Origin of the sequence: Halomicrobium katesii DSM 19301 (genome assembly GCF_000379085.1) — an archaeon.
Taxonomy (GTDB): Archaea; Halobacteriota; Halobacteria; order Halobacteriales; family Haloarculaceae; genus Halomicrobium; species Halomicrobium katesii.
Map to the genome: position 1 here is coordinate 2,935,331 of NZ_KB905378.1, position 15,164 is coordinate 2,950,494.

At 58.3% G+C, this 15,164-nt stretch carries 17 protein-coding genes and 1 other annotated feature; of the genes, 10 read left to right on the forward strand and 7 right to left on the reverse strand.

All coding sequences use genetic code 11. From position 1 onward, the window contains the following. Positions 1-204, forward strand: a 204-nt coding sequence (locus HALKA_RS0115345) for a ribbon-helix-helix domain-containing protein (protein ID WP_211206029.1), incomplete at its 5' end; no start/stop codon positions are given. A gap of 301 nt (positions 205-505) precedes the next feature. Further along, positions 506-2,317, forward strand: coding sequence for a transposase (locus tag HALKA_RS0115350; RefSeq protein WP_026190346.1), 1,812 nt, complete (start codon positions 506-508; stop codon positions 2,315-2,317). A 315-nt stretch (positions 2,318-2,632) separates the two neighbouring features. On the opposite strand, the gene HALKA_RS0115355 is transcribed toward HALKA_RS0115350, so the two are convergent. Both HALKA_RS0115355 and HALKA_RS0115360 read right to left on the reverse strand, forming a co-directional pair. Then, positions 2,633-3,049 (reverse strand): DUF8115 family protein, encoded by a 417-nt coding sequence (locus HALKA_RS0115355; RefSeq protein WP_018258830.1) that lies wholly within the window; start codon positions 3,047-3,049, stop codon positions 2,633-2,635. Continuing rightward, positions 3,046-3,903, reverse strand: coding sequence for a ParA family protein (locus HALKA_RS0115360; protein ID WP_026190347.1), 858 nt, complete (start codon positions 3,901-3,903; stop codon positions 3,046-3,048). The genes HALKA_RS0115355 and HALKA_RS0115360 overlap by 4 nt, the downstream gene beginning before the upstream one ends. Positions 3,904-4,208: 305 nt before the next feature. Here HALKA_RS0115360 and HALKA_RS21105 point away from each other — a divergent pair, with 305 nt between their 5' ends. Then, positions 4,209-5,846, forward strand: a complete 1,638-nt coding sequence (locus tag HALKA_RS21105) for a transposase (RefSeq protein WP_018258832.1) — start codon at positions 4,209-4,211, stop codon at positions 5,844-5,846. Positions 5,847-5,882: 36 nt separating this feature from the next. Here the strand turns inward: HALKA_RS21105 and HALKA_RS21110 are convergent, their stop codons facing one another. The 4 genes from HALKA_RS21110 to HALKA_RS20480 form a co-directional block, all read right to left on the reverse strand. Next, positions 5,883-6,329 (reverse strand): hypothetical protein, encoded by a 447-nt coding sequence (locus HALKA_RS21110; protein ID WP_155119422.1) that lies wholly within the window; start codon positions 6,327-6,329, stop codon positions 5,883-5,885. 384 nt (positions 6,330-6,713) lie between these two features. Continuing rightward, positions 6,714-6,986 carry an AAA family ATPase gene (locus HALKA_RS20475; protein WP_080505829.1) on the reverse strand — a complete coding sequence of 91 codons (273 nt, stop codon included), beginning with the start codon at positions 6,984-6,986 and terminating at the stop codon, positions 6,714-6,716. 362 nt (positions 6,987-7,348) lie between these two features. Continuing rightward, positions 7,349-7,639: a hypothetical protein gene (locus tag HALKA_RS0115380; protein WP_026190348.1), complete on the reverse strand. Its 291-nt coding sequence runs from the start codon at positions 7,637-7,639 to the stop codon at positions 7,349-7,351. Positions 7,640-8,016: 377 nt separating this feature from the next. Next, entirely contained in the window at positions 8,017-8,262 is a 246-nt protein-coding gene (locus tag HALKA_RS20480) for a winged helix-turn-helix domain-containing protein (protein WP_080505830.1), read from the reverse strand. A gap of 380 nt (positions 8,263-8,642) precedes the next feature. Between HALKA_RS20480 and HALKA_RS0115390 the strand changes: the two genes are divergently transcribed. Further along, the gene (locus tag HALKA_RS0115390) at positions 8,643-8,969 is read left to right on the forward strand and encodes a PadR family transcriptional regulator (RefSeq protein WP_018258836.1); all 327 of its coding nucleotides are present in this window, start codon (positions 8,643-8,645) and stop codon (positions 8,967-8,969) included. A 4-nt stretch (positions 8,970-8,973) separates the two neighbouring features. Here HALKA_RS0115390 and HALKA_RS21490 read toward each other — a convergent pair whose 3' ends face one another. After that, positions 8,974-9,147, reverse strand: a complete 174-nt coding sequence (locus HALKA_RS21490) for a CopG family ribbon-helix-helix protein (RefSeq protein ID WP_018258837.1) — start codon at positions 9,145-9,147, stop codon at positions 8,974-8,976. Positions 9,148-9,213: 66 nt separating this feature from the next. Between HALKA_RS21490 and HALKA_RS19690 the strand changes: the two genes are divergently transcribed. The 6 genes from HALKA_RS19690 (at position 9,214) to HALKA_RS20490 (ending at position 14,489) form a co-directional block, all read left to right on the forward strand. Beyond that, on the forward strand, positions 9,214-9,513 hold the full coding sequence (locus HALKA_RS19690; RefSeq protein ID WP_245545408.1) for a hypothetical protein: 300 nt from the start codon (positions 9,214-9,216) through the stop codon (positions 9,511-9,513). Beyond that, positions 9,513-9,725: a hypothetical protein gene (locus tag HALKA_RS0115405; RefSeq protein WP_018258839.1), complete on the forward strand. Its 213-nt coding sequence runs from the start codon at positions 9,513-9,515 to the stop codon at positions 9,723-9,725. The genes HALKA_RS19690 and HALKA_RS0115405 overlap by 1 nt, the downstream gene beginning before the upstream one ends. Next, complete coding sequence (locus tag HALKA_RS22185) at positions 9,722-9,850, forward strand: hypothetical protein (protein ID WP_018258840.1); 129 nt, start codon at positions 9,722-9,724, stop codon at positions 9,848-9,850. Before HALKA_RS0115405 ends, HALKA_RS22185 begins: the two co-directional genes overlap by 4 nt. A gap of 489 nt (positions 9,851-10,339) precedes the next feature. Beyond that, the gene (locus HALKA_RS0115415) at positions 10,340-13,768 is read left to right on the forward strand and encodes a DUF5817 domain-containing protein (RefSeq protein ID WP_018258841.1); all 3,429 of its coding nucleotides are present in this window, start codon (positions 10,340-10,342) and stop codon (positions 13,766-13,768) included. A gap of 99 nt (positions 13,769-13,867) precedes the next feature. Next, complete coding sequence (locus HALKA_RS20485; protein ID WP_245545424.1) at positions 13,868-14,089, forward strand: antitoxin VapB family protein; 222 nt, start codon at positions 13,868-13,870, stop codon at positions 14,087-14,089. 97 nt (positions 14,090-14,186) lie between these two features. Next, positions 14,187-14,489, forward strand: coding sequence for a PIN domain-containing protein (locus tag HALKA_RS20490; protein ID WP_245545409.1), 303 nt, complete (start codon positions 14,187-14,189; stop codon positions 14,487-14,489). A 470-nt stretch (positions 14,490-14,959) separates the two neighbouring features. Further along, positions 14,960-15,164: a sequence feature (16S ribosomal RNA rRNA prediction is too short), on the forward strand.

Consider the following 15,164-nt stretch of genomic DNA (forward strand, 5'->3'; position numbering starts at 1 on the left):
GATATGGGCAAAGAGAAATTCGGCGTTGCTGTTGACGAAGAGATCGTACAAGAAGTGGACGAATTAGTTGCTGAGTGTGACGATCTCGGAGCCAGCCGCTCCGAGATCGTCGAGGCCATCCTCACAGCGTTCGTTCAATCCGAGTCAAATCACGCTGAACGAGTGAGAGAAATCATAATTCGGAAACGAAAAGAGATACTCTAAACATTTCAACGCACCGTGCACCAAGTGCACGGCTTTCTAAGCTAGTAACGCTCTATAATAATCACAATCTCGACCATAGTGTGTGAAGACTTCTATGACACCCTCTTTATATACGAAACCGCAGCACCCATAGATAGTGGCAACTCGCGCGAAACAGGCTCCAACGGGGTCACGGTGGACGCGCCTCGGGCCGCGGCGGCGACTCGACAACGCCGGCTATGAATCTACGCCGAAAGATTACAGCGTCGACGGCCTCTTCGCCACGACCACCGGCAACCTCGTAGAAGCACGGTCCTTCGACATGACCTACCGCGAGATGGTTGATGGCGTCCTCAAAACCTATCCCCGCAAACAACAAGTCCGCTACAACCGCTCAGTCACACTCGATGACCTTGTCGCCAGAGTCCCGGCGTGCTACGTCCGCTTCTACGACCCCTACGACCACGCACAAGGCGAACCGAAACCCTGGGGTGCAGTCTTCCGCGCGCACGTTCTCCGCTGCGTCAACGGCTGGAAACACGAACAAGCACTCCACACGTACCTCGAAGGGAAGCCCGGCCTCTGCACCGACCTCGGCTTCGATGGCCTCCCCGACCAGTCCACACTCTGGCGAGCGTGGAACGACCGGCTCACCGACGTCCAGGATGCCATCCAGGATGCCGCCGAAGTCGTCGTAGATGTTGCTCGCTACCATGACATCCCTGCACCTGATCCCGAGTTCCTCCCGGACCAGCCGACCGAGACAGTTATATACTCAAAGAGTACGGATACGCTCGCCCGTGAGAAGGCCCGCGAGGTCTGGAAGGGTGCGAAGCCTATCGTCGAGGACTGCTTCCGGCTGGACCGCGCCAGCAACGCCTCTATCCCGGAAGGCTCGTTCTGGGAACAGCAGGCGTACCTCGGGATGCGGACCGACATGCACCCCAACGACGGTGCACAATCCTTCGCCGAGGACACGACCCGCAGGAGGACGCCCTCGGGGGACTCCCACCGGCTTCAGACGCGCACGCTGGGCGCCCAGCGCATCCGCACGATGCTCCAAGAAACTGCCCGTACGCTCGTTTCTCGGGCGAAATCGAAGGACAAGATGGGGCGCACGCAGATGGCTGCCATCGACATCACGAAAGGAAGTCCGTGGGGCGGCAAGGTCACCCGTGACAGCAACGGCCGGAACCAGGAGCCGTGGTTGCTCGGCTACAAAGGCGAGGACTGCCCGTTCTTCCAGTGGGCCGTCATCAAGCTCGTCGGCCACGACGTGCCCCTGATCCTCGATGCCGCCCCAGTCGCCCGCGGTCGGAAGCGAGCCGACCTCGTGGACGAGCTCCTCGACGGAGCGACTAACGTCGTTCCTGGTCTGGACCTCGTGATGATGGACCGAGAGTTCGCCAACGACGGCGTCAAAGACGCCTGCGAAGCCCACGACGTCCACTACCTCAATCCCGGTGTCGTGCGGTCCAGTAGCGACCACGAACACCAGATTGCCAAGCTCGCCAGCGAGGACAAAGACGTCGACGTGGTCGAGCAGGAGCGTCTCGACGACGGGCCGACGCGGAAGGCCGTCTATCTCTCGAAGCGCGAGTGGGAACGTGAGGACGAAGACGACGGGACTGACGTGACGATTCGCCAGGAGCTCATCGAGGACTTCGAGGATGTTGGCGACACGACGCCGCTATCGGAAGACCGAGACGGCGACTCACCGTTGAGCAACCTTCTTGACGAGGTTGCCGAAGAGGAGGAGATCGAGGAGACGGCGCGTGTCGAAGCGCCGACCGTGCCTTTCGAGACGAATCTTCCGTGGGTGGATGTCGATACCGATGACGAGCGAGAGATGAAACACCAGATCGGGCGGCTGATGGCTCGGTACAAGCGGCGCTGGGGCATCGAGAACGGGTTCAAGAAGCTGAAGACGTTCCTTGCGGAGACGCAAAGCCCTGACCACCGGTTTCGGTACTTCAACTTCGCGTTCGCCTGCGTCCTCTACAACTGCTGGCGGCTCGTAGACATTCTCGTGCAGTTGGAGATGGACAGCGAGGTCGGTGACGAGCCGGCGATTACGGCGAACTCGTTTTTGACGTTCGCCAAGAAGAGCTACAGTCTGGAGCCGCCGGACTAACCCCTCGTTTCCTCTGGGCCCGCTCGGTCGTGAGCGGCGGCGCTACTCTGACCGTCGATTTCTCCACTGGTTCCTGAACGGATTCCGATAAGTTTCTCAGAAGCGCAGTCTCAGTGAGTCTCAGACACTTCTTTCAGTATCTATATACGTGAAACCTTTGCATTATAGAACCATCTTCGCAACATCACTGCACAGTCCCTCGACTACATTTCCAGATATGAGATACAGATACAGAATATGGATACGTGATCTGGATACACTATCTGAATCCGTAATGTGGATGTTGACTATTGATCCGTAAGAGGGAACCGTCGCTTAGAACTGCGTTTCTTGCCGTTCGGTGAACGTCTCGTACCCTGCTTCGCCGGCTTCGATGAGGTCGGGCCGTACCTCGTCGAGGCCCGCGCGCACGAGCAGTCCCAGCACTGAACCCCGACTCTCTGAGTCAGCAGCGTCTCTGTCGAGGTGCTCGCGCAGGTCGGATCCCACGTCGTCCAGCTGGCCAGCCTCGTCGAGACCGCGGATCAGCGCTGCGAGGTTTCGGTCACGCATCGTGAGATTCGTCGGCACCTCACCAGCATCGAGCTCTTCGTACACGTCGGCGATGTGCTCCTCCAGCGACGGCTCGTCGGGCTCGTCACGCTGTTGCTGGGACTCGCTACGATGGCGCTTCTGTTCTTTCGACTGTTCGAGTAGCTCTTCGGGGTCGCGGTCGTCAGTAGTGTCACTCATCGGTCTGTGAGTTGGCTCAGCAATTGCTCGGTGTTCGTACTGTACGCCTCGCGTGCCCGCTTCCCGGTGGCATAGAGTTCGTCATCGGGGACCGCGAAGAGTGTCCGGCCGTTGTTCTGGTTGTTCCCGATGTCCGCGGTCTTCGTGACGGGCTCGCCAACGATCTCGGGGTACTCTTCGGTCACGTACTCGACGAACGATTCCGAGAGCGTCTCCTGGCTGCTGATGATTGTCGGGATGACCAGTGCGATATCGAGGTCGACGTCGAGGTCGCTACTGATCTCTTCAAGTGTTGCATCCAGCTTCTGGAGCTGGTCGCGCTCGAAGGCACCTGGTTTCAGCGGCGCAACGACGTTCCGGGCAGCAAAGAGGCCGTTGAGCGCGATGTTGTCTTCCTTCCCGGGCAGGTCGAACACGACGAGATCGTACTGGTTAGCAACGAGATCCTCGACGAAGCCATCCAGTTTCTGGTAGCGTTCCTCAAGCGGCACGTTCGCGAGGTTGTTGTCGGCGCCGCCCAGTCCTGGATCGGCTGGGATGAGATCCGGCCCCTCGTCGGTCGCGAAGGTCATCCGGTCCAGGAGGTCGTCGATGTTGTCCCGCAGGAACTCCCAGTCGTCTCCGAAGACAGCCGAGATCGGGGCGTCGATGGAAACGCCGCCGTCGGTTGTCGTCTCTTCGTCGACGATGGAGATGCCGAAGTGTGTGGCCAGGTCGTTCTGGGTGCCGGCGAGATCCACCAGGAGGACCTTGTGGCCCATGTTGTGTGCAGCAACGGCGATATGGGCGGCACTGGTCGTCTTCCCAACGCCCCCCTTTTCGACGTAGGTTGCTGCTCGTTGCACTGATGCCATATACAGATACTGTATACATATCGGTGATACAAATAACTGCGTCAGACATTCGCCCTTGGACTTGAGAAGTACCGAAAGTAGTACTGAAACGCTCGGAAACAGTGCCAGTCTTGATTTAGACCGGCATCAACGTGTCACGTGTGGGTACTAGCCTTCACACAGTAGATCGACATGGTCAGCGTCGCTGATCTGGATCTGGATCTCTCCGAGTTTGTCGTAGGTTCGTTCTTTACCAGTAGACTCTGATTTTGCGGGTGTTCGTTGTACGTGACAATATTGTTTAGTGATCACTGTAAGTGAGGGGTATGGACCGCGACTTCCGCACGGAATCCCTCCCCCTTTCGGTACAACTGTCGCTGTCGGAGCCGCCTCAAGAGACGCAGTCTTCTCATTCATATTCGCTGCGAATTGGCGACTACGATGTCCCTGAACGCGAACAAGCCCGCGTCCATACCGCCGTTCAAACAATTCGATTTGTAAACCTCGTTGCCGCCCCGGCTGTCGTCGACAACTGGGGGGTACTATCCGAGGCTCAACGAGTAAAGTACCGGGTGGCAGTCCTGAGGCGGGATCTCGATATCTCGTACAGAGATCTGGAGCAGCGGTTGTCGGAGTGGCGGGAGGTCGCCACTGAGGTGGGGGTTCACTCCCCCATTCCAGACTACACGACGCTCTCGCGCTGGGTGAACGATGTCGATGCTGCGGCCGTCGACCAACTTTACCGGCGCGTAGAAAACGCCTCTCTTCACTTCACGTTCAACGGAACCTCGCCGGGAGACCTGCCTGCTAACCCTAGTCGGCCGCGTGAAGCCGCCGAATACTTCGGTGTCAGTATGGACGAGAAGATGGATGCTGCCTGTACTCTCGTCGAGGAGTATCTGGAGATCGTAACCCCCTATGTCGTGTTCGACCGAGACCCGGACACCCCCAATTTCCAGTATCCTACTGAATCATTTCTCTCCCTCTTCGCTCATATCGCCTTAGAGAACTGCTATCTGGAGAACGGCGTTGAGGTTCTCAAGTGGATGGATTATACTGATGCTGTCCCGCCTTCACGGACGGTTCGAAGATACGCGAAAGACTTCTCCGTCGCGGAACTGGAACGGAAGTTCGCTGAGGCAACGTACGCGTTGATGCAGCGACCAGGTCTCACGCCTGGAGGACCGGTTCACTTGGCGTACGATGTCACTGATGTCAACTGGTATGGGCAGTCCCACGAATGGACTGGCGGACGCAAGGCGTCGAATAACACGGCGTCAGCCTGGCAGTACGGCGTACTCTCGATTGCTAACGCGACCCACAAGTACGTCCTGAACGCCTCGCTAATGAAAAAGCGAAGTGAGATTGCTGCCACGTTTCGTCGCTTCCTCCGATACTTTCGGGAGCTATCCCCGGTTGAAGCAGGAAGGGGATACTTCGACCGGGAGATGTACCAAGGGAGCGTTGTAACGGCGTGTTCCGAGACCGACGTTGACTACATAATCCAGGCGAAGAACAAGGGGGACATCAAGCGACTTCGGGAGGATACCCCCAGTGGTGAGTTCGGATATGAGATCGGGATTGAGTTCGCGGGACTACCGCCGCAGAAGCGCCCGAATGCGTTCGTCTCGCCGATCTTCCCGGAGGAAGAAGCAGCGGATGAGCGCGACCGAGAACACGAGGCGTTCCTCACCCCGCTTGATGTTGGAGAGCGAGACCTACGTGGGCTTGCCTACCAGTTCAGGACCCGGTGGCGCGTTGAGACCGCAATTCGCCAGTTGAAGAACGACTTCATGGGGCGGTGCCGGTCTTCTGATCGGTCGATGCGGACGTTGTACGCTGGCGTCGCCCAGTTATTTTTCAATATGTGGGTGGCGCTTAATCGAGAAGCCCCTCACCGGTTAGGGACCGACGTGGATATTACTGCGACAGAGACGCTTCACGCGATTCGGCGTGCGGGGTAACGGTGCCGTTAACCTGTGCAACAAAACCCGGTGAAATCAGAGTCTACTGATAGAGAAGCTGGGGAAGTCGAACGATACTTCACGATCGTCAAATGTATCTCCCAGATGGCGTGTGACACGGTCCTCTATTTGGGTAATTCCTTGATGATCCCTGAATCCAAAATCCGCTAGTTGAGCCTCTAAGTCGGCATTTAGCTCCTCTTGGATATCCTCAGAGATGACGTCGATCAATTCACCAACTTCACCACCACGCTTCGTCGTCGAATCCATTTCCTTGACTGCTGGGATTGTGATAATCTCCGGGAGAAGCTGATCGCGCGTCCGACTTTTGGTTCCACTCGGGAAGTCCGTTGGTGTGAGCGCAAGTTCGATATCATAACGGTTCTCTTCAATAAATTCAGGGAATTTATCGATCCATATCCCTTTCTGTGTTCGCTTATCTTCTGGGATACATTCTGCAAGACCCTCGTACTTTTGTTCCATCTCAGAACGGTAATCAGACTTACTAAATCCGTCGTCCTCTTTTTGCTTTTTCCAGAGCCTATCCCGTTCATCCTCTACAGTGCTCTTTTGGAGTTCCTCTTTGACAGGAAGCTCTTGTAGAAGTTTGAACGATGGCGATGACTTCTCAGAGCCATCAAACCGTCTACACACGGCAAGAACTGATTCATGTCCGTTGTGCTCCTCCAGCAGGATGTCTTCAATTTGCCCTCTTTTCTTGTCCTTATTGATACGGTCGGCCGTGTTTAGACGCTCCTCAACCGGCGAGTCACGGGCCGTTGCGGTTGATCTAAAACCTGTCCTGAGTGCCTCATCGTGTCGATCTGTTCGCGGAGCATACGCCGCAAGAGCCGATTTGTACTGCGTCTAAACAAGGCCGATACGGTCTAAATCAGTTGGCGTAGTTTCAAAGTATCCTCGTACCTCTACAGTTTCGTTGTCTCGTTTCTGCCAGAAGAGCTCACTATCATTTTCCTTTGTCTCTTCCTCTAACAAAAACCGAACGGCAGAAAGGATATTGGTCTTCCCAGAATTATTTTCGCCTACCAGACAATCTAACCCTTGAAATTCAATAGATTCTGAACCCGTCTGCTCCTTGACGGACCGGAATCGTTCAATCTCTATATCGATAAGCTCCATAAGGACAAGTCAAACATCGTGCTCAAGAATGTTTACATACCGGAATCATCTGCTCTGTTGAATAGCGGCGTTGGCCAAGACGGTCGAAATTTGAATCGGCTTGTCAGGGGCTGATACCAGCGGTATCAGAATCAATGTCACTTCACATTGGCTCAGGGGCCGCTATTCAACACGGCAGAATCATATGTGCTGTTATATGATGTTTCCACGGGATCCACGCCATCGTCGAGACTGGCACCCATTCCACACCGCCTCGATCCGCTCGAAGCCGCCATCACTCCGCGGCTTGAACTCCACCTTCCGTTTCGGTCCACGAACGGGCTCGTAGACGAAGCCCTTCGCCTCGGCGACGGACTGGCTGCTCATGCTTTCACCGCCCGAACGAGATCGTCGACGAGCGTCCCACCGACATGCGGCCCGATCTCCCACCCACGCTCTCGATGCGTATACTCACACCACTCGCCCAACGTAGCAAAAGGAGTCTCAGCCAGTTCGACTGTCTCGGCGTCGTAGCCTTCCACCACAACAACCGTCTGCTCGTAGCTGCTCCAGTAGTGGGCGCCACCGTTGCCGTCGACGCCGATGAACGTCGGCCGCTGAGTCAATCGTTCGCGTGCGATACGTTCTTGGGGATTCGCTTGCGTAGTTGCCATTGGTTCTTATCCACTGGAACCACGCGCCTCGGTGTCTCTAGCACCGGGGCGATTTCTGTCGGAAATCGCCCAGCGGCGCGTGTGTTCCTGTACTCAGATTATGTATCGCGACCACCATAAAACTATTGTCGTGCGGTAACTAAATGCTAATCACAACAGATGAGCTCTTCCCACGGGAATCAATTAGTCTCAGATCAAGAGTTATTGGAGGCGTTCGATGAGATCGATGGCCCATTTGTGACCGCGAGTGAATTAGAAACCGTGCTCCCGATCACTCGTACTGCGATTCACAAGAGGCTTCAGAAGCTCCATCAAGAGGGTAAGATCAACTGTAAGAAGCCGACACAGCATATGATTGGATGGTGGCGAGAGAACACTCAAGACCTCTCTGAGAGATAACGACGGCCCTCATCTGTGATCCACCAGTTCCGAGTATCGGCGGCCTTCTTACTTTCTAATAGCCCCTGCTCTTCCAGATCCTTCAAGCGCTTGTAGACTCCCTGACGGGACATATCAAGCGTTTCAGTTAGCTCCGTTGGGTGCATAAATGGGGCTGGATCTAGCGCAAACTGGCGGAGTATTTCAGCATCAGATACGGTTTTCTTACGCCCTCGCTCACCCATCTTGGTTGCTATCCTCCTTGGAAACAAAAATCACCACCGGATTATTACTTCAGAGTCGCTCGGATACTGGTTACCGTACGGCAACTATTAATAGAGTCGGCGATAGTAGTCTGAGATAGGCGACGCCCACACAGACCGGCGGCGTCGCATCGAACCCATGAGAGCAGCCAAACCCACCCACGAACAGTCGCATCGCTCGCCAACGCCCATTCAGTCACATTCGGTCACGATTCGGTCACGCCTGAGCGGGCCACGAACACCCCGCAGCGGGTTAGAGACGAAAATCGACCCAGCACAGACGCGATTCGATCACCCGCCCGCCGCAGACTCACGTACCACCCTCACCACCCTCCGATCATGCCAACGCACGGAGGCCACCAATGACTGAGTGGCACGCCCTCACCGCCTTCCAGCGCGATCTCCTGACGGCCATCGCCGCCGTCGACGACGAACCCTACGGACTCGCGCTGAAGGCGTACCTCGACGAGCGCTACCCCGACCCGATCAACCACAGCCGGCTCTACCAGAATCTCGACGAACTCGACGACGCTGGGCTCGTGACCGTCGAACGGCAGGCCAGCGACAAGCGTACGAACGCCTACCGGCTCACCGACACCGGCCGCCGCCAGCTCCAGTGCCAGGCTGACACGCTCGTCCAGGTGTGCGACCGTCCCCAGGCCATCGCCGATGGCGGTGGTGAAAAATGACGCCTCAAAGCGGGTCGGGTACGTCCTCGCGCTCCTCGATCCACTCGCTCATCAACCGAGCGATCAACTCACTCCGGGAGACATCCCGGTCGAGCTTCCCGGCGGCTTTCATCTCGAAGAGTTTGTCGTCGAATTCCTCTAGCAGTTCGTCTGAGACGGAAATACTCGGTCGTGCCACAGTAGCCCGTTCGCAACTTCGCAACAAAAGGCTGGGCCACCGACTGGACACGGAGGCGGATCACTGATGATGACCACGCCCGAACACGGCGAGGTCGTCGCCGTCACGACCGTCGACAGCGAGCCGCCACTCCTGATCACCCACGTTGAGGCCGACGCCGTCCGTGGCGTCCTCTTAGCGGATCTGGCCGGCGAAACCATCCAGCGACTCACCGACACGGCCGGTGATCGCGACCAGCGCCGCCAGCTCGTCGACGCGGTCCAGCACGCAGACCTGATGACGTTCCGCGTGCCCTTCGCAGACCTGCGCCATCGTGGCCAGCCGGGCATCCAGGGCTGTCACCTGCCACAGGAGGGGCGCGAGTGATGTCTCGGGCCAGTTCCCCGACGCAAGACGAACCAGATCCAGCGCCCACACAGCGCCAGAAATGGCGCCTGCGCTACGCTGTCGGTGATCTCGTCCACTACACGGAGTGGACCCACGAGTTCGCGACCGTCGAGAACCTCTCCGAGCAGTACCGCCGCGGCGACTACGGCCACGACGTCGTCATCGAACGGCGCACGGAGGTCCGACGATGACGGGCCATGGCAACTACTACGACGTCGACGGCGCCGACGAGGACATCGACTGTGTCCTCTGCGATGCCAGCAGCGCGACCGTCGAAGCCCATCACCGTCACATGGAGGGCGTCCATGACTGCTGAGCGGGACTGTGCTGGCGGGCCCAAGCGCATGACGTGCGTCAGACGCGATGTCAATCTGTGCGGGGGATTTAATACGGGACGGGATGTCACATTTCGGTATCAAGCAAGGACAGACCCACCACTAATCGAAGTGGGGCACAGGAAGAGGGGGGCGTTAATTCGCCCCCAAGGTTTGGACACCTTACTCTTCCTGTGCCCCCATCATAAGCATTTCCCCCCAGCGCCAGACGCATCTCTGCGCACGCTCGGGGGACTCACAGTTGGTCAGAGAGCCGTGAGACCGTTGTAAGCGTCGCGAATGGCTGGATTATCTCTCTCCCTCGACGGGTCTGACGACCCGATAGTACGCCTGGGGACTGGGTGTGGGGGCTCGCCCACGCAGCGACGCGTCCCTCACCACCGTTCACTCTGCCGAGCGCAACACTGTCGCGGCCGTGGTCGCGATGGTGGGCGACACTCCTGTAGAGCACTCTCCGGCGGTGATTTCCGATGACCTACCACGTCGTCGGCTGTTCGGACTGTCAGTCGCTGTGGCTCCTCGAGGACACAAATGACGACACAGCCACCTGTCCGCGCTGTGGCACGCGCCACCAGCAGAACGCGCTCAAATCGCTCGCACAGGCCGACGACAGAGACGTCGCGAACCAGCAACGCAGTGCGCTCCTGGCCGACCGAGCCGGCGCCGGCGACGCCGATCTCGATCCCTACTGGGCGCAAGCCACACGCACGGATGAGCCCGTCGTCGACGACCGCGCCTATCTCGACGGCCTTGGCCTTGCTCCCGACCTCGTCGACCAGCTGACTGGCGAACACAACGAGCCCGACACTACCGAGTCGAGTGCGACGACGCAAACCCCGGGGACCGGACCCGACCTCGACGTTCCCGTCGCCGATCGCCCGCAACTCCACGGGATCACCGACGGCGATTCCCGCTCCCCCGGCGTCTCGCTAATCGATCCCGGCGGGCAACTGGGCATCGCCGGCCGGACCTATCACGATGTGAGCCCGCGCACCTCCGAGTGGCTTCCCGACGTCGTCACAGAGTTAGTACCCTCGACGGCACGCCTCGTCCAGGATCTCGCACGCGAGCGCTACACCTTTGACTACCGCGACCCCGACGCCGGGGCCGGTGCCGTCGGGACGTTCATCCACGAGGAACTAATCGACTCCATCGCACAGTTGGACACCGTCGACGCCAACACAGCCGCCGTCGAAGAGGCGCGGTCGTATCTCGACGCTATCGGTCGGTACGCGCTTCTGTGGGCCGACGAGGTCTACCGCGTGCGCCGTGGCTTCGATGGCACCGAGCAGTTCGAGCGCATCACGAAAACACTCGAAACGACGGGGACCAGCCAGGGGCAGTTCAACGCCGGCGTCGACGCACTCCGTCATTCGCTGGTAGCGCTCCATAAAGAGCGCGCTGTCCCGCACACGCTGACGTTCGTCCTCGACGGGGAGGCATGGACCGCCGCCGACCGCGAAACGATCAAGCGGGCACTGACGGCCTTCGATGCGCTCGCTGCTGGGTTCGATGTCCGCCTCTGGATGTCCCCGGGCGTCCGCCAGCGCGTGCGTCGGCTCACGAAGAATGCACTCGACGAGGAAGACGATGTGCCCACGTGGGCTGGGCGCTTCGCGTTCCTTACTGACGCCGGGCAGACGTCCCGGCGGCCAGCCGATGCCACGGCCTCGTCAACGGACCCCGACGTCGCCGAGAAAGCTTGGGCCTTCGTCGAGGACAACGCTACCCAGACCGGCCTGCTGACGCTGTTGGCCCAGCTCGATCGAGACGGCGAGCGCTCGGTGCGGGCACTGAAGCGAGACGCCCATATCGACTATGCCGACGCCAGTATCGACCGCTATGTGGCTGATCTGGAGGCTGCAGAGCTCATCGCAATCGACCGGTCGCATGCCTCCAACCGGCTGTCGTTGACGGCGCTGGGCACCGCTGCACAGGAGTATGTGATGCCGACGGGCGAGGTCGTCCATCGGGACCAATCCCGATTGGTGGGTGCGTCTTATGGACACCCTTCAGCGTCTCACAAGTACAGTGTAGCCCCCCAAGGAACAGGAGGGGACCACCACCCCCCAGCCGAACGGTGGTTGGCCGATACTGGCGACCCAGCCGACGATGGGTACGTGCAGTTCCTCGGCGATTCGACCGGACCTCGCAAGGTCGAGCCGCCAGTCTTGCACCGTCGCATGCTGGCCGGAGAACGTGTCTCCGGCGTGAACTTCGCCGATGCGGACCTCATCGACTGGACGAACGAACGGCAAGCACCATCCGGCGATGGCCGTGTCACCTACGCGTCGATCTTCGACGATCACGCCCTCTTGATCACGCAGTGGGGCGGTCCAGCACAGACGATGGCACGTCTCTGTGCTAGCTTACTTGGAAATCGGATGCTCAGTAAGGCCTTAACTATTGACGCCGTCGGAAGACAGTTCGAACAGACTCACGGTGGGGTCGAAGCCTTCGAGAATGACCTTCATGATGTCCTTGTTCGAGCCCAGCAGATCGGCTGGCTGAGCGAAGACGAACTCGAACACTACGACAACTGGCGCGATCGCATCGGCGCTGTCCGGTCGAACATTCTCTCGAAGGTTGGTGAACTGGACGACCTCGATAACGGCCTCCGGCGAGAGTTGTTCAACGACCTGCACGGTCTACTCACGTCGGCAACGCACCTGTACTACGCCGCCGGGATCGACGTCACGATCAACCTGCGGTTGCCACGAACCAAAGAACTGCTTGCGAACGATGAGGCACTCCAGCACTTCCTGGAGTTCATGCGCTTTACTGTCACCAAACAGGCTGGCTACGAGGACGAGAACGGCTTCCACAGCTGGTATCGGATGTGTATCGAAGACCGCAAAGAGAAGCTGAAAGCGCGGGCCGCATACGACGTTGACGAAGTCGATTCGACGGCGGACCTCACCGCCTCGTGGATTCTCTCTGGACCTGAGGCGACAGCGCTCCGGGACCACGTCGAGGAAGCCATCGCAGCAGAATCGAGCCGCCTTCGCGAACGCGTCGACGAGGGGGTCGAAGACGCCGCCATGCTCGATATCCCGATGGTCGAAGCTAATTCGCACGGTCATATCCGGGGGCTCGTCCGGGAGATCGCCGACCGCAAGGGGTTCTACGAGACGAATCGGCAGGATCCGGACCGGTTGACCCGGTGTCTTGAGGCTGCCCTCGCGGCCAACGACCGCGGACCGGACCCGTTCCTCGTTGCCGACGCGCTCACCGCCCTGGAAGCCCGGGATACGGCTCGCGATCGCCTTGACACGTGGTCGGTCCAGAACGCCCTGGCGACGCTCCCGAGTGAGGCGCTGTTCCCGACGCTACCGCCGGCCGCCCGTCGGATGCTCTCGGCGCTGTTCGCGAGCGACGAGCCACTGGATCGGCAGGCCCTTATCGAAGTAACGAGTGAGAGTTCGTACGACCGACACTGGAAGACACTTCGCGCGTTCTTCCTCGTCGAGGAGACCGATGATGGCTTTGTCGCCCAACTGGAACCGTGGTGGGCCGCAGCGACGGACGAACACACGCCGTATCACGAACCTCATCCGAACCCACAGCCCCAGCCACCCGGCGGCTATATCAAACAGTCGGCACCGCCGACGATGCCTGGGGCACTCGTGATGGAGGTGATTGCCGAGACCGACCACGTCGAGATCTCGCCAGATCGCTATTATGAACTCGGCAAGCGAATCGACGAGATCGACTGGCTGCTCGAGGAGCTGGGACTGGAACGATTTCGCCCTCTTCTCAGAGCGTACTGTGAAGACTGGGCAGCCACTGACGTGCTATCTTATTCGGCCCCTTCAGGGGTACAAATCGGGCCACGACGGCCGGGTGATGCAGACAGCCAGGCGACACTCGCGACTACTGTCGCTGCCGACGGATGTTAGGAAGAGTGTTCGATTGGCATACTACGATAGAATAGAGCCAAACAATTTACGCTGTCAACGCCAACGTTGACAGAAGAGATGGCAACCGCCGATGAATAGATTCGTGTCAGTGAATGTATTAAAAAACGGCTCGATAACCGGCGACGTGAGAGCGAGTCGTATAATGACGTTCTCGATCGATTGATTGAGGACACCACAGAGAGTGACTTCGATGACGGGTTCGGGATTTTGTCCGAAAAGCAGGGAGAGTGGATCCGAGAAAAGCGTGTCAAAGCCAAAGAGGATCGAAAGGAACGACTGCGCGATCTTGGAAATACATGAAAGTCCTCGATGCGAATTTTTTCATCGACTATCTGAGTGGCGTTCCAGCGACAAAAGAGTACTATGAGGCAAACGGCGGTGCTGACCAAGTCTGGGGGTGATACCTGCACCAGCGTACACTGAGGCGATCATCGGTGTGGGAAATCACCTAGATGGGGACATCGACGAAGCGATTGAAGCGCTCGGGTGGGGGGAAGTCGCCGAAGTCGATGAGGAATTGTCTGTAAGTGCTGCTCGAATCGCGGACGAGATCCCGTTTGGGGGGCCATACCTCGACGGTGTCGATGGACTTGTCGCTGCAGTTGACCGTGAATGGGGTGCACCAATTGTCTCCGCAGATGGTGATTCCACGCACGAAAAAACGAAAAGTGTCGTCGATGCCGAAGAGTATCGATCGTAGTCGGTCCCCTGTCGTATTTTGTTTTGTTGTCCAGCTATTCGAAGACTAGAGTAAGCGCGTTTTCATTTATTGCCTCTATTCTCTATCTGAACCATCTCGAACGATGGTTCGTCTTCACATTGCTGTCGTGTGATTTCACTACTCATACGACTCCTGAACCGCTGGTCTTATATATCGCACTCCTCTGCGATTATATCCGTTCGAAGGTCGCGCCGGGTCGCCCGGAGCGATTTGGACGCCACGTCACGGTGATGTGGTGTCCGACAGCATGAGGATCCCACCCCTGCGGTCCGCCGTCAAGATGGGATCTGATGTGAGCCCACGGACCCAACACGATGTTGCTGGGGTTGGATACCTCAGCATTTTAGCTTCCAATGGAGTGCAACCACTTCCGCCGCTGATGTATATCAGCACATTCCGGTTGATCCTGCCGGAGGCCATTGCTATCGGAGTCCGATTTAGCCATGCTAGTCGCACGGGCTTAGACCCGTGGCGTATAGCTCAGTAACACGTGGCCAAACTACCCTATAGACCATGATAACCTCGGGAAACTGAGGCTAATCGTGGATATCGCATTCACGCTTGAACTGCCGAATGCGAGAAACGTTCCGGCGCTATAGGATGTGGCTGCGGCCGATTAGGTAGACGGTGGGGTAACGGCCCACCGTGCCAGTA